This window comes from Psychromonas sp. SA13A (assembly GCF_011378715.1).
Lineage (GTDB): Bacteria > Pseudomonadota > Gammaproteobacteria > Enterobacterales > Psychromonadaceae > Psychromonas.
In genome coordinates this window covers 26,187-50,455 of record NZ_WTKU01000025.1, presented here as the reverse complement: position 1 = coordinate 50,455, position 24,269 = coordinate 26,187, and the positions used below count along the sequence as shown (strand labels likewise).

20 protein-coding genes and 1 other annotated feature are annotated in these 24,269 nt (G+C 37.2%); of the genes, 8 read left to right on the top strand and 12 right to left on the bottom strand.

Features of this window, described 5'->3' with window-relative positions; translation table 11 throughout:
- Window positions 1–524 precede the first annotated feature (524 nt).
- From GQR44_RS17165 to htpX, 5 genes are all read right to left on the bottom strand, one after another.
- Window positions 525–4,487: a translocation/assembly module TamB domain-containing protein gene (locus tag GQR44_RS17165; protein WP_166372912.1), complete on the bottom strand. Its 3,963-nt coding sequence runs from the start codon at window positions 4,485–4,487 to the stop codon at window positions 525–527.
- A complete protein-coding gene (locus GQR44_RS17160; RefSeq protein ID WP_166372911.1) occupies window positions 4,484–6,202 on the bottom strand; it encodes an autotransporter assembly complex family protein in 1,719 nt (572 codons plus the stop codon). The genes GQR44_RS17165 and GQR44_RS17160 overlap by 4 nt, the downstream gene beginning before the upstream one ends.
- Window positions 6,202–8,730: a bifunctional diguanylate cyclase/phosphodiesterase gene (locus GQR44_RS17155; protein ID WP_166372910.1), complete on the bottom strand. Its 2,529-nt coding sequence runs from the start codon at window positions 8,728–8,730 to the stop codon at window positions 6,202–6,204. The genes GQR44_RS17160 and GQR44_RS17155 overlap by 1 nt, the downstream gene beginning before the upstream one ends.
- Complete coding sequence (locus GQR44_RS17150) at window positions 8,723–9,700, bottom strand: ABC transporter substrate-binding protein (protein WP_166372909.1); 978 nt, start codon at window positions 9,698–9,700, stop codon at window positions 8,723–8,725. Before GQR44_RS17150 ends, GQR44_RS17155 begins: the two co-directional genes overlap by 8 nt.
- Window positions 9,701–9,924: 224 nt before the next feature.
- The gene (htpX, locus tag GQR44_RS17145) at window positions 9,925–10,797 is read right to left on the bottom strand and encodes a protease HtpX (RefSeq protein ID WP_166372908.1); all 873 of its coding nucleotides are present in this window, start codon (window positions 10,795–10,797) and stop codon (window positions 9,925–9,927) included.
- A gap of 236 nt (window positions 10,798–11,033) precedes the next feature.
- On the opposite strand from htpX, the gene GQR44_RS17140 reads away from it, so the two are divergent.
- Window positions 11,034–11,315 (top strand): peptidylprolyl isomerase, encoded by a 282-nt coding sequence (locus GQR44_RS17140; protein WP_166372907.1) that lies wholly within the window; start codon window positions 11,034–11,036, stop codon window positions 11,313–11,315.
- Between the two features lie 158 nt (window positions 11,316–11,473).
- On the opposite strand, the gene GQR44_RS17135 is transcribed toward GQR44_RS17140, so the two are convergent.
- The 6 genes from GQR44_RS17135 to GQR44_RS17110 all read right to left on the bottom strand — a co-directional run bounded on the left by GQR44_RS17135 (window position 11,474) and on the right by GQR44_RS17110 (window position 17,767).
- Window positions 11,474–12,028, bottom strand: a complete 555-nt coding sequence (locus GQR44_RS17135) for a cell division protein ZapC domain-containing protein (protein ID WP_166372906.1) — start codon at window positions 12,026–12,028, stop codon at window positions 11,474–11,476.
- A 209-nt stretch (window positions 12,029–12,237) separates the two neighbouring features.
- On the bottom strand, window positions 12,238–13,248 hold the full coding sequence (pyrD, locus tag GQR44_RS17130; protein ID WP_166372905.1) for a quinone-dependent dihydroorotate dehydrogenase: 1,011 nt from the start codon (window positions 13,246–13,248) through the stop codon (window positions 12,238–12,240).
- 235 nt (window positions 13,249–13,483) lie between these two features.
- A complete protein-coding gene (locus tag GQR44_RS17125) occupies window positions 13,484–14,296 on the bottom strand; it encodes a hypothetical protein (protein WP_240923721.1) in 813 nt (270 codons plus the stop codon).
- Between the two features lie 93 nt (window positions 14,297–14,389).
- Window positions 14,390–14,692 carry a hypothetical protein gene (locus GQR44_RS17120; protein ID WP_166372904.1) on the bottom strand — a complete coding sequence of 101 codons (303 nt, stop codon included), beginning with the start codon at window positions 14,690–14,692 and terminating at the stop codon, window positions 14,390–14,392.
- Between the two features lie 68 nt (window positions 14,693–14,760).
- A complete protein-coding gene (gene tsaB, locus GQR44_RS17115; RefSeq protein ID WP_166372903.1) occupies window positions 14,761–15,498 on the bottom strand; it encodes a tRNA (adenosine(37)-N6)-threonylcarbamoyltransferase complex dimerization subunit type 1 TsaB in 738 nt (245 codons plus the stop codon).
- Between the two features lie 346 nt (window positions 15,499–15,844).
- A complete protein-coding gene (locus GQR44_RS17110; protein WP_166372902.1) occupies window positions 15,845–17,767 on the bottom strand; it encodes an ATP-dependent DNA helicase in 1,923 nt (640 codons plus the stop codon).
- Between the two features lie 179 nt (window positions 17,768–17,946).
- Between GQR44_RS17110 and GQR44_RS17105 the strand changes: the two genes are divergently transcribed.
- Window positions 17,947–18,333 (top strand): nitrous oxide-stimulated promoter family protein, encoded by a 387-nt coding sequence (locus GQR44_RS17105; RefSeq protein WP_166372901.1) that lies wholly within the window; start codon window positions 17,947–17,949, stop codon window positions 18,331–18,333.
- A 100-nt stretch (window positions 18,334–18,433) separates the two neighbouring features.
- On the opposite strand, the gene GQR44_RS17100 is transcribed toward GQR44_RS17105, so the two are convergent.
- Window positions 18,434–18,667 (bottom strand): hypothetical protein, encoded by a 234-nt coding sequence (locus tag GQR44_RS17100; RefSeq protein ID WP_166372900.1) that lies wholly within the window; start codon window positions 18,665–18,667, stop codon window positions 18,434–18,436.
- A gap of 122 nt (window positions 18,668–18,789) precedes the next feature.
- On the opposite strand from GQR44_RS17100, the gene GQR44_RS17095 reads away from it, so the two are divergent.
- From GQR44_RS17095 to hisH, 6 genes are all read left to right on the top strand, one after another.
- Window positions 18,790–18,957 (top strand): DUF2986 domain-containing protein, encoded by a 168-nt coding sequence (locus GQR44_RS17095; RefSeq protein ID WP_166372899.1) that lies wholly within the window; start codon window positions 18,790–18,792, stop codon window positions 18,955–18,957.
- Between the two features lie 139 nt (window positions 18,958–19,096).
- Window positions 19,097–19,212 (top strand) — a sequence feature (His leader region).
- A 23-nt stretch (window positions 19,213–19,235) separates the two neighbouring features.
- Window positions 19,236–20,132 carry an ATP phosphoribosyltransferase gene (gene hisG / locus GQR44_RS17090; RefSeq protein ID WP_166372898.1) on the top strand — a complete coding sequence of 299 codons (897 nt, stop codon included), beginning with the start codon at window positions 19,236–19,238 and terminating at the stop codon, window positions 20,130–20,132.
- A 13-nt stretch (window positions 20,133–20,145) separates the two neighbouring features.
- Window positions 20,146–21,438 carry a histidinol dehydrogenase gene (hisD, locus tag GQR44_RS17085; RefSeq protein WP_166372922.1) on the top strand — a complete coding sequence of 431 codons (1,293 nt, stop codon included), beginning with the start codon at window positions 20,146–20,148 and terminating at the stop codon, window positions 21,436–21,438.
- 84 nt (window positions 21,439–21,522) lie between these two features.
- Window positions 21,523–22,593, top strand: a complete 1,071-nt coding sequence (gene hisC, locus GQR44_RS17080) for a histidinol-phosphate transaminase (RefSeq protein WP_166372897.1) — start codon at window positions 21,523–21,525, stop codon at window positions 22,591–22,593.
- A gap of 9 nt (window positions 22,594–22,602) precedes the next feature.
- Complete coding sequence (gene hisB / locus GQR44_RS17075) at window positions 22,603–23,673, top strand: bifunctional histidinol-phosphatase/imidazoleglycerol-phosphate dehydratase HisB (RefSeq protein ID WP_166372896.1); 1,071 nt, start codon at window positions 22,603–22,605, stop codon at window positions 23,671–23,673.
- The gene (gene hisH / locus GQR44_RS17070) at window positions 23,670–24,269 is read left to right on the top strand and encodes an imidazole glycerol phosphate synthase subunit HisH (protein ID WP_166372895.1); all 600 of its coding nucleotides are present in this window, start codon (window positions 23,670–23,672) and stop codon (window positions 24,267–24,269) included. The genes hisB and hisH overlap by 4 nt, the downstream gene beginning before the upstream one ends.

The window sequence follows — 24,269 nt, the reverse complement described above, 5'->3', positions numbered from 1 at the left end:
AATACTCGCAATTATTTTAGGGATACCAAAACTAGAATATTATAACGTAAAGAAATGTGAGGCCCTTGAAGTGAAGAGTTAACATGGAAATAAATAGAGTGAAAGGCAAAATTAGGATGAGGTTGACTTGTTGTTGTAATCATCATATTTGCAAGTAATAACAAATACCAATCCGCATAAAAACTGATCAATATTGCTGGTTAAAATTAATGAACACTTCGTTGTGATCAATCTCAATAGCTAGCTATTACTCAATCAAACGCCTTGCCCTCATTGAGTTTCCTTCGTAATTTTTGACCATTTAACTTTTAGCCATTTAACTTTTAACCATTTAATTAAGCGGGACAGTATGAGACGCAATAAATGCAATGTAATAGCTTGAGGTGACGTCAATGTAACGTTTTTGTTAATATAACTACTAAAGCTCTCAAGAGTTATAGCTGAAAGCTTTAGCAATTTGATGATGAAGTTGACTGTAATATTCATTCAAGGTTGAATTAACATTATAACTATAAAAACGTTAACTAATCCCAATCCCATTCGTAATAAGCATCCACGGCTTGATATAGACCACTAGAAGCTTCTATATAAAACTGTTTAAACAATTCATAACGTATAGCAAAAATGGTAAATGAATCGAATACACCAACACCATAGCTGATTTCAACGCCCGGTGCGATAGTCCCTTTAATGCCTACAGATTGTTGGTCACCCTGCCCACTTGAGGCGAGTGATAAATCATCAATACCCACACTTTTACCAATGTTACCCATTACACCATCGGTTTGGCCTGCCCCTAAATCTATTAATATAGAAGCAAGTTGATTGTTATTGCTATCACTTGAAGCATTAGCAATAGAGTAACCTCGAGTAATGTAAGATAAAGCATTCTGTTGCGACATCGCAGGCTCAGAGAAAATAGTTAACTGCAATTGGTGTGGTGTCCCTGTTACTCGCACACCAGCGGTTACGTTGTCTTCGGTATCATTAGGATCACGTATAGCTTCAATGTTGAGATAAGGTGCATCCGGTTGTCCTTGAAAAACGATACGACTATTTTGTAACACTAACTGTTGTGCTAAGGCTTTATAACTTCCCTTTGAAAAGGTCAATTCACCGTTAACAGTCAGTTCTTTTTTCAGTGCTTTTTTAACAATTAAATCTCCGTGAATATAAGAGTCTAAACCGATTGCTTTTAATCGAAGCTGGTCACCTAATGATACTTTTACTTTCATTTTAATCGGTAAATCAGCACTAGTCTCTTTTTCTTTGGCATCGACAACTATCACATCGTTAGAGACGCTAACGGCACCTTCAGGTAACTCTTTGACCGTAATATTCCCTTTATCAACGGTGATCACGCCATCTACACGGACATGGTCATCTAAAATAACATCAATATTAGGACTCACATAAAGCTCAATTTTTCCGTAATCTTGAATTAACATCTGATCGGCTTCGAAGTGTATTTTACCTTTCAAATTTTGGTTCCAATCGAGCAAACCATTGATATCAGCACGCCCATTCGTTTCTTTATTAGCTGCATCCGAATTACGCATGTTAGCAATACGTTGCGGTATATTAATGGTACTGACTGCTGTGTCTTTAATTGCGACTATGGTATCCAGTAATACATTTGATTTTTTCTTAGCTGGCTTTTTAGTATTTGTGAAAAAATAACCATCAATTTTTGCTTGATTGTCATCTATATCTACTTTTGCATTTAGATCAGTAATTCGTAAAGGTGCACTCGGCGCTTTTACAGATGCATCTGCGATTAATACCTGTCCTGCTAAAGAAGGTTTTTCAAGTTTTCCTTTAACTTTAATATCTGCTTGTAGCTGCCCTGTTAGCTTATCTACCTGTGGAATTAAAATGGCAAAGTTGTCGAAATCAGGCACTGATAAATCTAGGGTTGCATTGATTTGTGGAGTTGCCTGATAAGGTGTTATGTACCCTTCAACGTTTGCGTTAATAAGACCTTCAGATAATGCTTTTACACTAAAATCAGTTTGTTGCTTACCTGTCTTCATTTCAATATGAAATTGTTCTACAGGATAACGAATAACTTCTTTGGTGTTTTTATCAGTATTGATATTTAAAGCCATTGCATCACCGTTAACTTCTAGGTCAATACTTGGTTTCTGATTATTTTTCCAAAATACATCTACATTTGCAGCAAGTGCGCCTTCAAGTGTTAATGTATCGGGAATAAAAGGCGTTAATGATGCAAGTAAAAAGTCATCAATATTGATTTTTATATCACCATTTTCACCTGCACTAAATTTTTTAATACAAAGTTGGCCATTTTGATCTTTGTTATTGTTAGTTGCTAACCAACAATGAGGGGTTAAATTTATTGTTTGTTGCTCTGTGGTAACAGTAAATGGGTCTTTTAAAACTAATAGTCCCTGTACCGTTTCAATAACTCCCTTATCTAGAATAGCCGACCAAGTATTAAGTTGTTGTTCAAAAAGCACCGTTAAGTCGGTGTTGACCATTTTACTTTTTAAATCGACATTAACTTGATGCTGGACTTTTATATCGGCGACCGCATTAGGTTTAACATCAATTTTTATTGAATCTATTTTTTGACCATTGCTTCGAATGTTGTTGGCGTTAATGGCAAGGTTAGCCACAGGCAAATCAGATAGCATTGCTTGCCCTTTAATGCTTAAAGCTTCAATATCGTTATCCAAATAACTTAAGTCTTCGACATCTAAGTTACTGTCTATTTCAATTTTATCAATGCTACCCGCTAAGTTAACCTTGCCTTTGATTTTACCGCGACTATCTGCAATAATGTTAGTTAGGTTTTGAATATCCAAATCGATACTCAGGTCATTTTTATCTGCCACTTTACCATTCACTAACATTGAATTTTCAGCATTGTTAATCGCTAGATTATTAATGCTGAAACCTTGATTGGCATCACCACTTGCTTTGCCTTTAATCGTTAATGGGCGTTTAAGGTAGGAGCCATTGAGGTCTATAACAGGTAAATTAAAGGTCCAAGCTGGTTGTTTGTTGTCGGCTAACGGCACACTAACAGAATGTTGAATATGGCCACTTAATTGACCTGGGTAGTCTTTACTTAATTCATTAAAGTTAATGCCATTAATACTTAAATCACCCTTCCACGCAAGGTTGCTTAGCCAATTTAAATTCCCGTTAAGTTGTACGTCTCCCTGTAATGTTTTAACCATTAACGTTGATAAATCAAAGGACTGTAAATTACCTTTACCCTTTAAATTGATATCCGCAGGCGGTAAGTCAGTCAGGTTAAGGTGACTATCAAGCTGTAATTGGTAATTATTCAAGTTGCCTTTACTAGCAAGGTAACCTTTGCTACTGGAGATTTCAGGCTCACCGGATAAAGGCCAGTTGAATTGATCCCACTTAACGGTTAATTGATGTGGTAAGTTTTCACTGTATAAATCCACCGCACTATCAATTTTTGCATTAATTAATTGGCTCAACGTAATTGAAGAATGTAAATCAGCTAAATCGCCTTGACTGTTTAACTTTAATTGTTGGCCTTTTAATAATGTTGTAGGCTGAAGATCTTTAATTTCTTTGAGTGTTGCTTGTAAGGCTAAATCCATCGGATAACGTTGACTAAGGTCAATATCACCGGAGATGGCTAGATTTGCTTCAGGCAAATCCAGGTCAAACTGTTCAATAGTTAATTTAGAACCAAAAAAGGTAAATTGGCTGTTTAATTGATTAATAGAAACTAAATCTTTTTTGTTTTGGATTAGTTTAAAACCCTGCACGTCTAATTGTTTAACCGTTAAGTTAACGGGTAAGATTATTTCAGGTAACGTTTTGTCAGTTAAAATAGCGGGAAAACTTGAAAGTAGTTGCTGGCGTGTTTGTTGGTTTGTTTGAGAGTTACTCTTTTTAGTTGCGCTATCAACTTCAGCATCCGCTAAAATAACCGTTAATCCTTTAATACTGTTACTTAGTGCTAAATTATTATCTTGCCCATCAGCTTTTAACAATAGCTGTTTAAGATCAACCTCTACACCTGCCACCTTCACATGGGTATTGTTAATCGCCAGATCTTTAATATTTACACGTAGAGGAAACTCTAAAACAAATGGTTCTGCATTTGGGTCTTCTGGTTGTGCGGGTGTTTCTGATTCTGGTATATTTATATCTGCGCTTGCGATTGTTAATGACTCCAGGCACAGCTCTTCTATTAGACAATTCCAATCAAATTCGTAACTAAGATCCTTGAATTCATACAACGCATCACCATCGACCCAACGTATTTTTTCATAAACAGGTGAATAAAAAAGACTGCCCTGCTTTAATGACATGGTTAATCTAGGTTCAAATTTTTGTATGGTATTAAGAATTAAATTATTACCTTGGTGCGTAAACAGACCTAAACCAGTGATAAAAAGCACTAAAATAATGAAAACAAATAGAGTAAAGAAAATACGTTTGAGATATTTTCTAGTTAACAACAGAAAACTCATAGTTCAGGCCCAATCATTAAATGAATCTTGAATGCATCACCGGTATCAGTTAAAGGTACGGCAACATAAAAACGAATAGGTCCGACGGGCGATGCCCATACAACTCCTGCGCCAGTGCCTACTGAGAGAGGTTCAGAAAAATCTTCGGTTGCTGTACCGACATCAGAAAATGCAGCTATTTTCCAGTTTGGTGCGACTGGAAAACGATATTCAAGGCTCGCTGTCGCAAGGTATGAACCACCAATCAAATAATCTTCGGAGTCCCTTGGTGCCACTTCTTCGTAATCATAACCCCGTATACTTTGGTCCCCACCTGTAAAGAAACGCATCGATGAAGGCACGTTATAGATTGAATCAGAAAAAATGGCGCCGGCTTCAGCTGACGCAATAAACTGGTGGCCACTATAAGTTCTGATAAATTTAGTTTGCCCATAGACTTTGATCGCATCCGCCGTAGAAAATAAACTTTCATTAGCAAACTCAAAATATACTAACTGTTTGTCCCCCCAATCGATATTGATTCCACCTTTACTTCTAATTCGGCTAAAACTAACACCAGGTAAAACTAATGAGGTAGAGAACTCCTGTTGACCCTGGGTACCGGACTCATTATCAAATCGAAGATAAATAGTACGCAACCAATCATTATCTAAACGCCAATTACGATTAAAACCAACTACAGACTGTTCAGTATCGGTATCGTTTTGATCCAGCACTTTATAACCGGCTTGAATTGAAAAGTAGTTATAAAGCGGATCTTCTAAGGGGATTTTATAGGTGGCAGACGCTTCCTGTTTAGGGACTGAAGCGGTAATATTTGTTTCAAATGAATGACCATATTGATTGATCCATGGACGTGTCCAACGAAATTTACCTCGCACACCTTCATCGGTGCTAAACCCTAAACCTGCATTAAATGAATCCTCTGGTTGCATATAAGTTAATACGTGCAAAGGAATCAATCGACCTTGCTTTTTTCGTATGTCGGGTAAAATAGTGATGCTTTTAAAATATCCAGTATCGTTAAGGTCTTGATTGAAAGCATTTAATATTCCCGTATCAAATGGGTCACCTTGTTTAAAATTAAGTAATGATTTAACAAACTCTTTAGCGGGCGTTTCTAGGTCAAAAATTAAATCGCCAAACTGATATCGCTTACCACTTTCAAACCATAAATGAATAATTGCGGTATTGTTTTTTTGTGTAACCTCAACTGACGACTTAGTATATTTTGCATCAAAAAAACCATAGCGTAAGGCCAAGCTTCTAGCACGACTTTTAGCAGATTCGTATTCACCGTGATCTAAAAAGTCACCTTCCTTGATTGGAAAGTTAAGCATTAGTTGCTGGAAGTTTTTATCGTGTAATGCTTCACCTGTAATACGTAAATCAACCGCTGAAATGGTGGTACGAGTACCAAGATCTACATCGACGGTAACGGTTTGCTTTTTCTCATCGCCAGTCACTGAAGGAGTGATTTTTGCTTGGTAATACCCTAATGCCACTAAACTCTCTTTACCTGTTACAACGACTTCATTCAAATAGGTCTCATCATCGGCGTTGTCAGGTACCGATAGGCCATTTAAAAAAACTTTTAAATTTGCACTGGCTTTATTGTCTTTGATACCTTTTATCTCGAAGCTTACATTTGCAACTACGTTGCTTGAAACAAGACTTAGTAAACAACATAAATAGAGTTTATAAATATTTTTCATTAACTATTAGGCTTCTCAAGTTTGATTGTCGAATTTTGCAATTTAGTTTCTTTGTCTTTCCTACTATTTAATAATTTTTGGAAATCGATGGTCGTTAACGGTGCACTTACCAGATACCCTTGGAACTGACTGCACCCTTTATCGATCAAAAAGTCCAGTTGTTGCTGTGTTTCAACACCTTCAGCCACAACCTCTAGATTAAGGGATTTACCCATATTAATAATAGCGGTCACAATCAGTTGTTGACTGTGTTGTTGCATCAAATTAACAATAAAAGATTGGTCAATTTTAAGTGCTGAAACCGGTAATATACTTAAGTATTGAAATGAGGAATAACCAGTACCAAAGTCATCGATAGCGAATCGAAAACCAAGTCGGCGTAACTCATGTAATTTATTGATAATCAATTCAGTATTAGAAACTAACACTGTCTCAGTAATCTCTATTTCAATCAAGCTTGGATCCACGTCTGTTTGTAATAAATATTGTTCAATGGTCTCAATAAAGTTGTCTTGTAATAATTGTTTAGGACTCACGTTAAGTGATAAAGTTTTGAAATATTGCGGTAATCCGGTTTTAACCCAATGCTTCAATTGAGTAAACGCATTTAGAAGAACCCACTCCCCTAGGGGAATAATCAAATCAGACTCTTCTGCTACAGGGATAAAATCTGCGGGTTCAACCCAAGTGTTATTACCTTGATACCAACGGCAAAGGGCTTCTGCCCCAACTAAGTTGCCATTACTGTTAGTACGAGGTTGAAAGCAAAGCGTAAACTCATTGTTATCCAATCCTTGACGTATTTTGCTTTGTAATTGATGTGTACGATTAATTTTTTCCTCTATTGCTTTTGCAAAAAAGCTAATATTACTTAAAGGGTTATCTTGCGCTGTTTTCATTGCCATTGCTGCTTGGCGAAGTATGTCTTCAGCTTGCAATCCTTCACTTGGGAAATGTGTAATACCGTAGGCAAATTTTAAGGTTAACTTTTCACTGGTTAAATTAAACGGCTGTTTGAGTGTTAATGCTATTTGCTCAGCAAAGCGCATTGATATTTGAGCCGCATGTTCACGGTCTGAGTGTAAATCAGATAAGACGACGACAAACTCACAACCTCGAAGACGTGCAACATAATCAGGCACACTAATGAGTTTTTCTAATCGTCTGGCAATTAAACTTAATAATTGTTCTCCTTTGTGATTACCATCAAGCTCATTAATCGCTGAAAACTGTTGGGCATCAATGACGATTAACGCACCAAATAATCCATTGTTTTGCTGTCTGATATTTTCATCTGAAATATGAGAGATTAAACCTGTCCGATTCGGCAATTCAGTTACTTCATCATACTGTGTCTGATATTTAATTGAGGTATGTAACACCTTGTAGGCAGAAACATCAGTCATAGTGCCGATCACACGTAGCGGGTTACCTTTGTTATCCCATGATACCGTTTGACCTCGCGTTAATACCCAACGGTAATCACCATTTTTGCAGCGGATTCGATGGGAGTTTTCAAAAAATGAATCTCGACCAACAAAGTGCTCACAAAAATCATTAAACACATTGTAAAGGTCATCCTCATGAATGCGAGTTTCCCATTCTATAATGTCTGCTTTTATATCTTCTGGTTGATAGCCTAATATCTCTTTCCAACGGTTGGAAAAAAAGACCTGATCCTGTTTTATGTCCCAGTCCCATACCCCGTCTCGTGCGCCTCTAAGTGCATATAATAAACGTTGCTCACTACCCGCTAGTTCGTTCATGTTATCGGACACATCGACAATTAATTCAGAAAAAGCACGCTGTAAAAAACCTATTTCGCCAACACCTTTTTCAGTTAATTCAGATAGGCTTGTTAAGTCATAGCTACGCATCTCATTTACAAGGCGTTTAAGTGGCACTATCACCAATCGATTGAGTGAATATACGGATAAGCTAACCGTCAGCAATAATAAGGCACACTGCTTAATGAGTTCAATGAGTTTACTGTGTGCTAGCTCACTGTAGGCACTCTCTAATGAATAGCGTATAAAAATAATGCCATTAAATTTACGGTTTAAGCTGTTACCTTTAGAGATCATCTGTAAAGGGGCATAAACCACTAACTCTTTACTTTGTTTGAAGTATTTGACTACTATTTCATTATCATTAATAACACGATTTAATACGGCACCTTCATAACGTTCAAGTTGTAGTTTTGAAAACATGTATTTTTCACGGAAGTTATTACTGAGAATAATTTGTTGATTTTTGTCTACCACTGCGACCGTTTGTACGTTCTCATTTAATGCAGCGGTGGATACAAAATCTTGCGCACGCGCCTTTTCAAGGCGCATTAATGCATTGGACAGTGAAGTTTGTAATTGCCCAGCTAAGCCTTTGATATCTTGCTCTGCTTCAACATATAGCTGGTCTTGACTTTGACGAAAATCTTGAATAAAGATCATTGTTTGAAAAACAAAAAATATACTTAGAAATATTGCGGGCAATATAATTAATAGTGAAACTCTACGAATTTTATTCATAAATTGCCTGCTCTAAGATACGTGTTGATATTAGCGTGGCTAGGTTTGTTTGTATTTGACTTAACATCCTTCTATCACTCATCAACTTACTTAATTCTTCTGCTCTCAATTGCATATTTGAAGGCGAACCAGATAAGAGCATTAACGCCTCTTTGGGAGGAATAAAATGCGTATTCGCAAAGGCATTTTTTAGAATATAAGGATATAGTTGTAACCTTACTGACATGCTGGCTAAAGCCTCCGCGGTATGATCTTCATAGAATGCTTGAGCACGGTAAAACTGTTTTAGAAAGTGTGTTATTTGCACTTCTTTTTCTTGGTCCAAATTACCCCGGACGACCATAAGATTAATAATAGGTAAACTTAAGGATTTAGAGTTAATAAGTTCTCTTGCGCCCAATGCTAATAATTGTTGTTTTACCGGCTCTTTAACAATTAAGGCATCTATATCGCCTCGTAAATAAGCATCTTTAAGCTCATTTTGTTTGACTTCAAAGAGTTGTACTGTTTGATTATTTAACTCTGTTAACGAAAAAACTTTATCTAATAGCAAGGCACCTGCTGCTTTGTTTTCATAACCAATAGAATGCCATTTTAATTGTTCCAGTGTTTTGATTTCTGGCTTTGCTATTAACGCGTCCCCGCCTCTAGAACGATCAATCACTGAGACTATTTTTAAATCAATTCCTAAAGCTACTAGCGTCAAAACTTCATCCAATGAAAGAAAAGCAACATCGAGTTTAGCTGTCTGAAAAGCTTGAATGACACTAGTAGGGGAAGTCAGTTCAAGTAATGAATATTTATCTTTATCTAGGTAGCCAAGTTCACCGGCCAAAAAAGCAAACTCAAAATTTGGCCAAGGTGCGGCACCAATAGTCAGCGGCTTTTGATACGGAGTACATGCCACTATAAACAGAGTAAGGCATAGAGAGCTGACAATTTTTAGGCATTTGTCGATATAGATATTCATAACGAGTACATCAGATTAATTAGGAGAGCATTGATTTTACAGTAAAACAGATAAAAAAATAGCGCGTAACAAGTTACGCGCTATAAATACGGGTTGCGGATCAAAATACAAAAAATTAACTACCGGTGTAATCAACTGATGACAGGTCTAAATGTACCTAGCACAGCATTCTCCTTACACCTTTAATATCTTCCTACCTCCATACTTTGATTCCTTTCATAAAGTTACATCATCTGACTATTTTGTAATGCTTTAATACGATCTTCTAAGGGAGGATGTGACATAAATAAACTTCTTTTCTTTTTACCCGATATACCAAATGCCATTAAGCTACCCTCTAGCTGTGGCTCTGATGTTCTTTGTAATTTTTGTAATGCGGCAATCATCTTATTTTTACCGACCAGTGAAGCAGAGCCTGAATCAGCTTTAAACTCACGTTGACGTGAATAGTACATAACAATCGTGCTTGCAAGTACACCAAATACCATCTCTAATATAAATACAATGATGTAATAAGAGAAACCATGTCCTGAATTTTCATTGTTATTACGCATCGCATTGTCAATTAACCCACCTATAACGCGTGCTAGGAAAATAACAAAGGTGTTAACTACGCCTTGGATTAACGCAAGCGTTACCATATCTCCATTTGCCACATGACTAACTTCATGGGCTAAAACGGCTTCGGCTTCATCACGTGTCATTTGCTGTAACAAGCCAGTACTAACTGCTACTAACGCATCATTCTTTTTCATTCCGGTGGCAAAGGCATTCATATCCTGTGCGTTATAAATTGCCACTTCAGGTGTTTTAATACCCGCTTGTTTAGCTTGTTTTGTTACTGTTTCTAGTAACCAACGTTCAGTATCATTACTAGGGGAAGTAATAACGACAGCACCTGTACTTCGCTTTGCCATCCACTTGGACATAGCTAATGAGATGAAAGAACCACCAAAACCAAATACGGTTGCTAGCACCAATAACCCACCGATACTTCGAGAGTCCATGCCAGTAACTGAAAAAACAATACTTAATACAATACCTAACACTAATATAACGGCTAAGTTAGTTAATAAAAATAATGCAATACGTTTCATGCTGACCTCAATTAATAAATAATACGCCACGAACAGTGGCTTTTGTTGATGTTACTTACGCGTGATAAGTGAGCAATAAATAACAATCTTTTTGACATAATATGACTTTATTTGCAATATGCAAGTAATAAAACCAATATAATTTATAAAAAATACATTACTCTGACCACTGACATTTGCACCTTATATCTTCTGCCGTTACAATCATGCTCTTTTATACCATTTAAGGAATTACCATGGCTTTAGCTCAAGCACGTCACATATTAGTTAGCTCTGAAGAACAATGCTTAACATTAAAAAATGAAATCGAAGCAGGTACTGATTTTGCTTCAATTGCTAAACAACATTCATCTTGCCCATCGGGTGCACAAGGTGGTGATTTAGGTGAATTTGGTCCAGGTATGATGGTTCCTGAATTTGATAAAGTTGTATTCAGTGCGCCAGTGGGTGAAGTACAAGGTCCAGTTAAAACACAATTTGGTTACCATTTATTAGAAGTAACTAAACGTAACGATTAATGATTAACCTTTGAAGTGATTTATTTCGCTTATTTTTTTATAAGCCAAATAGAGTGAACTCAAATAGTAACCATTAATAAAAATAGTAAGCATTAACAAAAAACCGCTTTATAAGCGGTTTTTTATTGCAAAATTAAAATGAAAAGTTAACAGCAAGGTTAGCCTGCATTTTGAAACGAAACCCATTCCTGTGGTTGCGATTCTAAACATGGCGTTAATTTATCAGCGGTGACTTTAATAATTTGGAATTGTTTAAATATTTTTCCATTAGAAAAATTATGTATTTCGTCAAATAGCATGCACAAACAAAAGTTATCCTGTTGTTCTAATACCATATACTTAGCAGACTCAGGCATGCCAGAGGTTGTTAACATGGCTAACTCACCGTTATTATATTGAGTTTGTTGATGTTCTGATGTTTGAAATAACCAACTTTTAGGCATCATTGGTTTATGAAACAGATCTATCGCGATTAAATGTAAGATTATCTTACAACGCAGAGACTCTTCAAAGTGACTTAATGATTCACTTTCAAATAATTCAATATAACGCGACACATCATCTACGGTAAACGACAACACTTGGCTTTCTCGTAAACGTAACATATTAGTTTCGTAAACAATGGGGAAAGTTCGCTCACGGTCTACAACAGATAACTTTCCCTGTTGCAGGTCAAAGACCCATTGCCATTCTGCTTTTGGAATATAATCCATTACTTTCTCCTCATGTTCTATAACTATCACTTAACCTTATATATAAAAAGGTAAAGCCCACTAATAAAGTACCATTAATAACGCGCCAATAATAAAGTAATGTTAAATACTTGGGGCAATGACTCTTATTTCAAGAGTCGAAGATATATCACGTTGCTGTTTTTAATCGCTAAGCAACATGATTATGGCGTTTACTTGGTGGCCTTATTTTAAATATAGTTAACGATATTTTTAACTAATGGTGGGCCTTGATAAATAAAACCTGAATAAATTTGCACCAAGCTTGCACCGGCATTAATTTTTTCTTTTGCTGCGATAACGCTATCGATACCGCCAACACCGATGATTGGAATTTGGCCATTAAGATGTTGTGCAAATTTAGCTATCACGGCAGTACTTTTACTTTGTACCGGTTTTCCACTCAAACCACCTGCTTCTGAAGCATGCGACATACCTTTAACCATTTCACGGTCTAAGGTTGTATTGGTTGCAATTAACCCATCTATTTTGTATTTCAATAATGATTGAGCGATAGATTCAATTTCTTCGTCACTTAAGTCTGGCGCTACTTTCAATGCAATAGGTACATATTTACCATGTTTTTCCGAAAGTTCTTGTTGGCGTGTTTTTAAGGAATCTAATAAGTCATCTAATGCTTCACCATATTGTAAAGAACGTAATCCCGGTGTATTTGGAGATGAAATATTGACTGCGATATAACATGCGTGTGCGTAAACTTTATCCATACACAGCAAATAATCCTGCTTGCCCTGTTCCACTGGCGTATTAATATTTTTACCAATGTTTATGCCAATCACACCTTTAAAATTACTATTTTTTACATTTTCAATGAGATTATCTACACCGTCATTATTAAACCCCATACGGTTGATGATCCCCTCACCTTCTAATACACGGAACATACGAGGAGAAGGGTTTCCAGGTTGACCAACTGGTGTCACCGTCCCCACCTCAATATGACCGAAACCCATTGCACCAAAGGCATCAATACATTCAGCATTTTTATCAAGACCAGCAGCCAGGCCAAGTGAATTAGGAAACGTTAATCCCATTACTTGCACTGGGCGATGTTGTACTTTTTGGCGGTATAGAAGATCTAATAATGTACCGTGCGTTAATTTGAGCTGCTTAATTGAAAGATCGTGCGCTTTTTCTGGATTCATTTTGAATAATAAACTGCGCATAACTCGATATAACATAATAGGACCTTGTATTATTGGGTATTTATTAATGAAATTTTCATTATTGTATAGAAAAAATGGAAAAATCAACACTCAAATAATGACAAAAGGATGAAATCAGAAAGTTAATACTGTCAACTATTGCATTAATAAAGAGGAAATTATTGATAAGTTGCAAGGAACAATCAGCAACTCTTGGCATGAATACCAAGAATATTTAATCAGATCAATTACTTGCTAAAATTCGGTTATATTATTGAATGTTACTAGAGGTAATGTTTAATGAGGGATAATGATGAATACGTACTCTCCATCCTTTTAACCACATTAGCTCATCTCTAGGTGCATTTTTAACACGTCTTGTAAGCATTTCATCGGCGGCCAAAGCAAAGCTACGTAATATATTATCTGTTTTTTCAGGCATCGCTAACAACACTTGTTTTAAGCCCCAGCCATGACCTTGATATTTTTCCTTATCGGAAGTGCCCTCGCCCTTAAAATTAATATAATCTAATAAAACAAAAATACCTTCAGGTGTTGCTTTTAATGCGTCTAAACTTTGATTTATTTTAACTCTTTGTTGTTTAGTGCTATTCGCTAAGATCGCAGGAATACCCTTTTCTAAGCGTTGAATAATAAACTGAGCTTGTAATGCAGCAGTATCTTGCATTAATTGTCTTAATTGAGTCAGTTTTTCATTGTTAAACTCACGATAAAATTCTTCTCTTGTTTTCCAAGGAGCTGTTTTTGCGTTAATTAACCACTTAGGTACAGGGACTTCATTACTAGTAATATAATCAAGTAAAGCTGGGAATTGTTCGATGTATGGCCCTTTTTTTACCGTTGGGTACCAAATAAAATGCCCGATCCCCATCGAAGGAAAATCTTCATTTCTATTCCATACCGTAAGATGCTCCTTTTTACCCGCACCTTCATTTTCCCAGATTAAAGTCGCCAGCACATCGATTTGCGCCAGTGAAAGTGGAATCGGGTAAGTCTCAGCAAAAGATTTAAAGGGAGAGATAGCAAATAATAAAGTAAGTGACAGTATAAAATGACGCAACATAATTTACCTAAGAGATTATAAATAGTGGAGTTGATAGACTGTGATATAAATTTAAGGTTCAATTTAGCGGTAGTTAATACTGGATAACGTTAGTTAAACTACAAAATGAAAGCTCATGCTATCAATCACTTGTTCTCGTTTTTCTTGTGTCGCTACTTGATGGTATGCATCTAATGCGCCACGCCCTTTAGCACTTGGCTGGTCATAACCGATGGTGTCATTGATCGACTGTTGCTGTTCTGAAGAAAGGATTAAAGAAAACTCAGTTGAATCAGATTTCTTAGAGACAGGACTAATTTCGCTAACGGGTGGCGTATTTTCATTTTTTTTAACTTGCGACAATTTACCCGTGTTAATTGGGTTATTTGTCATTGCAACATTATTATAAATGGCCATAGGTTATTAGAACTACCTCTAAGTGGATGTTATTTCTATCTGAACTTTTATAGTTGCATTATAGACAATTATTCACGACCTGGTAGTTTTTTCCACGTCACAGTGTCACGTAAATAGACCGGCGTTGCATTTTCAGGATGCACTGCAGCGTTATCAGCGATTAATTCACAAGCAGATTGCAACATAAATGCAGCATTAGGGTATAAAACATCAGAAACATGACTGGCTTGAAATGCGTTTAATAACTCAGGATATGCCGCCCATCCAGTACCGACTAATAAGCTATTTTGTTGAATAGATTGACCTGTTTCAGACATTGAATTGATCAAGTCCAGTGGTTTCACTACCGTTTCTTTGCCCTGTAATTCCATGATGCCATTTACATTTAGGTAATGAGCAAAATACACTTCGCCCATACGAGCATCAATAGCCGCATAAATATGTTCAACTGCTGTGTTTGCTTGCTCACTCGTACTAAGGGTTAATGCTTCCTGAGCCATTGCTTGTAACGTTGAAACACCTACCATTTTCTTTTCTAGGCCAAATGCCAGTCCTTGGGCGATACTGATTCCAATTCTAACGCCAGTAAAACTCCCTGGACCTTGCCCATAAGCAATCACATCAATATCTGCTAAGGATAAGTTTGCCTCTTTAATCACCTCATCAACGGTTGGTAATATACGTTGAGTATGTTCGCGAGGAGCCAGCATAAAGCGTTGAAAAATGGTTGCCTGTTTAGTTGACACTGCAACCGAACATGCTTCTGTTGAAGAATCAATGCACAGAATATTGTATGAAGATGACATAAATTGCCTATTTAATGAATATGAAAAAGTGGCCGGCGTTACGGTTAAATAACTGATGTATACCGTCATTAAGTTAAATTTTTTATGTGCTTAGGCACAAAATATTGTTTTAAGTAGTTCCTTTTTAAGCAGTACCTTTGTAAGTAGTACCGTTCTAAATAAGATTGTTCTAATTAGTTTTGTTTTAAGAACTCACATTTTAAAAACTACTATAAATTATAAAAAGCATTAGAAATCGATATTAAGAATTAGCTTGTCGATTTTTTGGCCGTTTGTGTGTTAAAGCATTTTGGTAATACTAGTTACAAACGAGCCATTGAAAAAGGCGTTAGTTTATTCGATTAATTTATTCAATTAAAGTAAGAAAATCGATTGCCTTGTTAAGGTCCCTAGTTCGCGGCATGCAAGGTAAACTATTAAGGAAGAGATTGCCATATTTTCGACTCACTAAACGGGTATCACAAACAATTAACACACCTTTGTCTTGTTCCGCTCTAATTAAACGCCCAACCCCCTGTTTCAAGGTGATCACCGCTTGTGGCAATTGTACGTCAAAGAACGGATCTCCGCCTTTTAACTCTGCATCTTCCATGCGCGCTTTTAACAAAGGTTCTTCAGGCGATGCAAAGGGAATTTTATCGATAATCACACAGGATAACGTTTGTCCGCGTACATCAACCCCTTCCCAAAAACTGCCCGTTGCCACCAATAGTGCGTTACCGTGATTAATAAACTCATCTAACAGGGCTTGTTTACTTTTTTCACCTTGCAATAGGACGGGTAAAGTTAACGATTCACGAAAAGCTTGTGCGAGCTGATTCATCATCGAATGACTGGTACAGAGGAAAAAACAACGTCCTTTACTGGCATTAATAACAGGCGATAGCATATCAACTAATTTTGTCGCTAATCCAGGAGTGCCTGGTTCAGGTATTAATCGAGGAACCACAAAAAGGCTCTGTGTTGCATAATCAAAAGGACTGCTTAATTGTAAGCAATTAGCCGCAGTTAACCCAAGTAACTGAGTAAAATGTTTAAACTCGCCTTTGACTGACAAAGTCGCGGAGGTGAATATCCAACTAGCTTGCTTTTTTTGACACTCTGTTTGAAAACGAGTGGCGACACTAAGCGGCGTAATATTCAATGAAAAGTGTTGCTTAGTACATTCATACCAATAACTGAAACCGCTTTCGTGGGTGTTATTTAAACGTTCAAACAATAAACTGTATTGATTAATTTTTTCAAAACAGTGATCTAATACTTCGCTTTTACCCAAACGCTCGGTCAATACTTGTTTTAAAAAGGTCATTACTTGTTGTAAACGTGTAACATGCATTTGCATAGCGCGATCTTTACTTTTATCTCGCCAACTACCCGAGCCTTTTTCTATTGCAAAGGCTAGCCTGAAATCTAAAGATGCAGCTCGTAATTGCTCTGCCGCTTTTGCCATCTGTTTTGCTTCTTTTAATTCGGTGCGATAGACAAAATCGATTTCTTTGGCTAGTTCTGTAAGTTGCTTACTTGATAAGGTTTCACCAAAATATTGACTGGCGATGTCTGGCAGCTGATGGGCTTCATCAAACACATAACAATCTGCTTCTGGAATTAATTGACCAAAGCCTGTCTCTTTCACTGCTAAATCGGCAAAAAACAGATGATGATTAATAACGATAACATCTGCATCCATTGCTTTAGTACGAGCTTTTACAACAAAACAATCTTCATAACTTGGGCATTCTTTACCGAGACAGTTATCATTACTGCTGGTGATTGAAGGAATGATCATTGCATCTTCAGGCAAATCATCAACTTCTGCAATATCACCGGTCCCCGTGCTAATAGACCAATCTTTAATTGCGACTAATTCACTATGCAGATTGGGTTGTTTGAAACGAGTTTCAAGCATGAAACGGTTAAGTCGTTCAATACAAAGATAGTTCGCGCGACCTTTTAATAAGGTGCAATGTCCAGTGAAACTAGTGGCTTGTAATAGAAGAGGAAGATCCTTTAAGTATAATTGTTCTTGTAACGCTTTACTGCCCGTTGAGATAACTAGTTTTTGCCCTAAGCTTTTATCTAAATTCAATAGCGCAGGTGCTAAATAAGCAAAGGTTTTGCCTGTACCCGTTTCTGCTTCGACTACTAAAGAACTTTGTTGTTTAATTGCTAGGTCAACGGACTCGGCCATTTTAACTTGTGAGTCACGACCAATAAAGTGAGGAAGAATATTGGCAAGTGCGCCTGTTGATGAAAAAAATGAAGCAATCAATTTATTAAGCTCTGCCGTTGAATAATGTATAATATTCTACGTTAATAATCTTAAACTGAACATGCTTTAGTGCGCAGTAAAACACAAACAGTTTTTACTCGTAAGATCCGCTACGATTACTGAAGCAATAGCGTTCACTAAAGCATACCATCACAACGGGAAACGACTACGGGGACATAATGGCAGAGCAAAAAAAGGCAGTTTTATTAACAGGTCATTTAGCCGTCGAACTCAACACCATTCGAGCGATGACGACGATTTATTGTAAAGCACACCATCAGCATTGTGTTTGTGAACAATGTTTAGCTCTGATTGAACATGCACAACAAAAATTAGATAGATGTGTATATGGTGATAACAAACCTGCTTGCAAGCACTGCCCTATTCACTGTTACAAACCTCAATTTAGGCAACAAGCACAAGTGGTGATGCGTTACGCTGGCCCTAAAATGTTGCTTAGACACCCCGTGTTAGCTATTAAGCATTTAATCAAATCAACTAAGAAATTTCCGAAAGTCATTCCAACTGGATTATCTAATTACCATCAACGTAAAAACAATAAGTGATTCAGCTATAGTCACTGAATATAGTTTCTGAAAACAGTCACTGAATATAATTTCTGGATATAGTTAAGTTTACTTATTCCTTAAATACAAAATTTAACCATCAAATGGTGATGTCGATATGTTTTGTTTCTGGCTTTTCATCCTGATCTGTTTTTTTAGTGGCTGTGATAGGTTTCAGAAAGTGTACACTTTCTTCTATATCTTCAGGTGAGGCATTATTATTACGGTTGGATGCTTGATATTTAACCACTTTACCAGTGGACATTTTATTGGTTTGGAAAGGTTTAAACACATAGGTTCTGTTAATGAAGTCATTAATGAGATGTTGGCTCATATTCCCTCCCTATTCAGATTGTGTGCATTGATAGATAAATGGATTGTCATTGTTATCAAATTGAACTTTGAATTTATCCCTAGACTCTTTACAATACAACTCATATTAATAAGGGTTTTAACATGAATCGCAAAAAGAAACTAAATAGTATCCTCAAAAAACGCATGAAAAAGATTAATGCAAAAGCAGCACCCAATACAAAGGGCAAATATATTTCTAAAGCTGAAAGAGCAAAATTAGAACAAATAGATGCACAAAATAGTGAAAATGAATCTATAACGGGTGAATAATCAAAGTTTTTGCATAATTATTCCAATTTGGTCTTAGATATGTACAAAAATAGTTTCACATTTTGGATTGAGATTGGTAGGCTTAGTGTCAATTAAATTACAGAGTTTTAATCACAATGAAGAAAGTAAATCTGAAAGCACATCACCATCATATTACCTAATCTTTCAGGATTTTTCTTGGAAGAGATGTTATGTGCTTCCAGTGGTTACCCAAATTTAAACCCTCGGAAGTAAATCTCCCGAGGGTTTTTTAGTTTTAAATGCAAGGAAATGAGTTTATGTCAGAGCAACGTTTAAGAATCGCAATACAAAAAAAAGGTCGTTTAAGTGACGATACAGTTAAATTATTAAAAGCCTGTGGAATTAAAGTTAATTTAAATACCCAACGTTTAATCGCACACAGTGACAATATGCCAATTGATATCCTACGCGTGCGCGATGACGATATCCCAGGCTTAGTAATGGATGGTGTTGTTGATTTAGGTTTTATTGGTCAAAACGTGCTTGAAGAAGAAAGCATGATGCGTAAAGTTGCTAACGAACCGACTGCGCATAAAGTAGTGAAAGAATTAGCCTTTGGTGAATGTCGTTTCTCTCTAGCTGTTGACAATGACTTTGATTATCAAGGTGTTCAATCTTTAGCAAACCTTCGCATTGCAACAACTTATGTACATATCCTAAAACGTTTCATGGCTGAAGCTAACGTACCTTACACCTCTTGTATGCTAACTGGTTCAGTTGAAGTTGCACCACGAGCAGGTTTAGCCGATGCAATCTGTGATTTAGTTTCAACGGGTGCAACACTTGAAGCGAATGGTTTAAAAGAAGTTGAAGTGATTTACCGCTCTACTGCCGTATTAATGCAACGCAATAAACCTTTAACGGACGAAAAGCAAGATTTAGTAGACCGTATTCTTACTCGAATTGATGGTGTTCAAACGGCAAAAGAATCTAAATATATTATGCTAAATGCACCAAAAGCTAACCTTGCTGCGATTACTGATCTATTACCTGGTTCTGACTTACCAACGGTGATGGAATTAGCGGGTAGTGAAGATCATGTTGCATTACACGTGGTCAGTAAAGAGAATCTTTTCTGGGAAACAATGGAGCAATTAAAAGCATTAGGTGCAAGCTCAATTCTAGTATTACCTATTGAAAAAATGATGGAGTAATCCAAAAATGGCAATGCAAACGGTCAATTGGGAACAACTAACACCTGAACAGCAAGTTAAATTACTTGCTCGCCCTGCAATGGCAGATTCTTCAGGTTTAACCTCTACTGTTTCTGAAATTATTTCTAATATTCGTCAACATGGTGATCAAGCATTAATTGAGTACACTAAACGTTTTGACAAATTAAGTGGTGATAATTTCACATTAACGCAAACGGATATTGAAGCCGCGACCAAGCGCCTCGGTAGTGATATCAAAAATGCGATTACGGTAGCTTATGAACAAGTCGTTAAGTTCCATAAAGCACAACAGCAAGATGTGATCCGCGTTGAAACAATGCCAGGTGTTGTATGCGAGATGCATACCCAGGCAATTGAATCAGTTGGTTTGTATATTCCTGGTGGCAGTGCACCATTGCCTTCTACGGTAATTATGACTGGAGCTCCTGCTCAAATTGCAGGTTGCACAAGATTAGTGCTGTGCTCTCCACCGCCGCTTGCAGATGAAATTTTATACGCGGCATCACTATGTGGTGTTAATGAAATTTATTCCGTAGGTGGTGCGCAAGCTATTGCAGCTTTAGCCTACGGAACTGAAACTATTAAACCGGTGGATAAGATTTTTGGACCAGGTAATTCGTTTGTAACAGAAGCAAAACGTCAAGTCAGTAATGACTTTGCAGGCGCAGCCATTGATATGCCCGCAGGCCCTTCTGAAGTATTGGTAATTGCAGATAAAGATGCAGATCCATCTTTTATTGCTTCAGACTTATTATCACAAGCTGAACATGGTCATGATTCACAAACTATTTTAGTCACGCCCTGTGCAAAAATTGCAGAGCAAACAGGGCATGAAATAGAAACGCAGCTTGCTTTATTAGAGCGACGTGAAATTGCTGAAAAAGCGATTGCAAATAGCGTTAGTATCGTCTGTAAAGATATTGAGCAAGCTATCACTATTTCAAACCTTTATGCACCAGAACATTTAATTGTACAAACCGAGCAACCAAGAACATTACAACCTTTGCTTAAAAATGCCGGTTCTATTTTCTTAGGTGCATGGACACCAGAGTCAGTAGGTGATTATGCCAGTGGTACTAATCATGTATTACCTACCTACGGTTACACTAAAACCTATTCAAGTTTAGGATTAGCTGACTTTGTGAAGCGTTATACAGTCCAAGAGTTAACGCAGGAAGGGTTACGCAACCTCGCCCCTGCTGTAACTTGTTTAGCAGCCGCTGAAGGCTTGACTGCACATAAACGTGCGGTGACTATACGTATGGAAAAACTACAGCAGCAATAGGTCATTTGATAGCCTGAAGCTTTGCGGTTCAGGCTATTATTTAAAGGTATTATTTAAAGGCTTTATTTTAGGAAACTATCATCGATGAGTACTATTCAGCAGCTTGCTAGAAAAACAGTGCAAGCATTAACACCTTATCTTTCTGCACGCCGAATTGGTGGCCGTGGTGATGTTTGGCTTAATGCTAACGAAGCACCCGATTGCAGTACCTACCAACTTGATTCATCCAATCTAAATCGTTATCCAGAATTTCAACCGCCACAAATTATTAATGCCTACGCAGCTTATGCAAAACTAAACTCAAACCAAATCCTTACCACTCGTGGTGCCGATGAAAGTATTGAAGTATTAATAAGAACATTTTGTGAAGCTGAAATTGATAGCATTTTGATCTGTCCACCTACTTACGGTATGTATGCGATCAGCGCTGAAACCTGTGGCGTTGGTATACAGCAGGTTGCATTACAAGCAAACTTTGATGTTGACTATGAGGCTGTTGAAGCGGCAGTACTCGCATCAAATGGACAAGTTAAAATTGTCTTCTTATGTGCACCGAATAATCCAACTGGTAACATGCTAGATAAACAAAAACTGGCTAAGTTATTAACGGCAACGGCAGGTAAAGCATTAATAGTCGCAGATGAAGCTTATATTGAGTTTTGTCCTGAATTAAGCCAAACCGACCTGATTGCTGAGCATGAAAACTTGGTGATCACTAGAACGTTGTCTAAGGCATTTGCATTAGCATCAATTCGTTGTGGTTTCACCTTAGCGCAAACTTCTGTGATCGAGATGATGGGTAAAGTGATAGCACCTTACCCAGTGCCCGGCCCGGTTGCTCAAATTGCAGCTCAAGCATTGTCTAGTGATGGCTTAGAAATAATGCGAGACCGTGTTGTTGTATTAAATAATAACCGTCAAGTATTAGCCAATGCAGTTCGTAAGCTGGACTGCGTAACAGAGGTATTCCCAACAACTGGAAACTTTTTATTGGTACGTTTTAAGGACTCTGCAAAGGTATTTCAAGCTTTTGCTGACGATGGCATCATCATGCGCGACTTTGCAAACAAACCTCGTTTAGAAAATTGTGTTCGTATCACCATTGGTAACAGTGATGAAATGAGCAGAACATTAAAGACTTTAAACTCACTGTAGGGAACAAAAATGAGTACACAAAAATTTCTATTCATCGATCGCGATGGCACCTTAATTGATGAACCTATTAGTGATAAACAGGTTGATAGCTTGGATAAACTGGTTTTTGAACCCTATGTGATTCCGAGTTTATTAACTTTACAAGATGCTGGTTATATCTTGGTAATTGTTTCTAACCAGGATGGTTTAGGCACAGATAGTTACCCACAAAGTGACTTTGATATTCCCCAAAACAAAATGATGGAAATATTTGCATCACAGGGTGTTAAGTTTGAAGCAACCCTACTTTGCCCTCATTTCCCTGAAGATAATTGCAGCTGTCGTAAACCACACTTAGGTATGGTTAAAGAGTATTTACAGTCTGGTCGAATTGACCACAAACATTCGTATGTTATTGGTGACCGTCATACTGATATCGGTCTTGCTGATAATATGGGTATTAACGGTATTCTTTATAATAAAGAAACCTTAGGTTGGAAAAAAATAGTCCAACAATTAACGACCCTAGGCCGCACCGCATCGGTGACTCGTACTACCAAAGAAACAGATATTAATGTATTTGTTGATTTAGACACAACAGGCGAGAATAAAATAGATACAGGTATGGGATTCTTTGACCATATGTTGGATCAAATTGCTACGCACGCAGGATTCCAAATGAATGTTAGCGTCAAAGGTGACTTGCATATCGATGACCACCATAGTGTAGAAGATACTGCATTAGCGCTAGGTGAAGCATTAGATAAAGCACTAGGTGACAAACGTGGTATTGGCCGTTTTGGTTTTGTATTACCAATGGATGAAACCAAAGCAAGTTGTACTTTAGACTTATCTGGTCGCCCTTTCCTCAAATTTAAAGCTAACTTTCCACGTGAATTAGTGGGCACTATGTCTACAGAAATGGTTGAGCACTTTTTCTATTCACTAGCACAAGCAATGCGTGCAACCATTCATTTAGAAGTTGAAAATGGTAATGCGCACCACATGGTGGAAGGTTTATTTAAAACATTTGGCCGTACTTTGCGTCAAAGTATACAGATCATTGGTACTGACTTGCCATCAAGTAAAGGTGTTTTATGATAGTTATTATTGATACTGGTTGCGCTAACTTATCATCGGTACGATTTGCAATTGAGCGTTTAGGTTACGAAGTTACCGTCAGTAAAGACCCAGCTATTTTACAACAGGCTGATAAACTATTTTTGCCCGGTGTTGGTACTGCAAAAGAAGCTATGGCAAACTTAATTGAACGCAATTTAGTTAATGAAATTAAAAAGCTAACTCAGCCTGTTTTAGGTATCTGCTTAGGTATGCAAATGCTTGCGCAAGGTAGTGAAGAAGGTTTTGGCGATCAAGCGATGATAGATACATTAGGCTTAGTTGATGGTTACGTTGAAAAAATGGATGTCGCTCCTTTACGTTCTCCTCACATGGGTTGGAATCAAATCACGCCTAAATTAGACGAGCCTTTGTTTAAAGACATTCCTGCAGGCAGTTACTTTTATTTCGTGCACAGTTATGCGTTACCTGTTAACGAAAACACCATCGCAAGTTGTGAATACGGTTCACCATTCACTGCCGCTGTGAATAAAGATAATTTTTACGGTGTACAATTTCATCCAGAGCGCTCAGGAAAAGCAGGCGCTCAATTAATCAAAAACTTTTTGGAGCTTTAA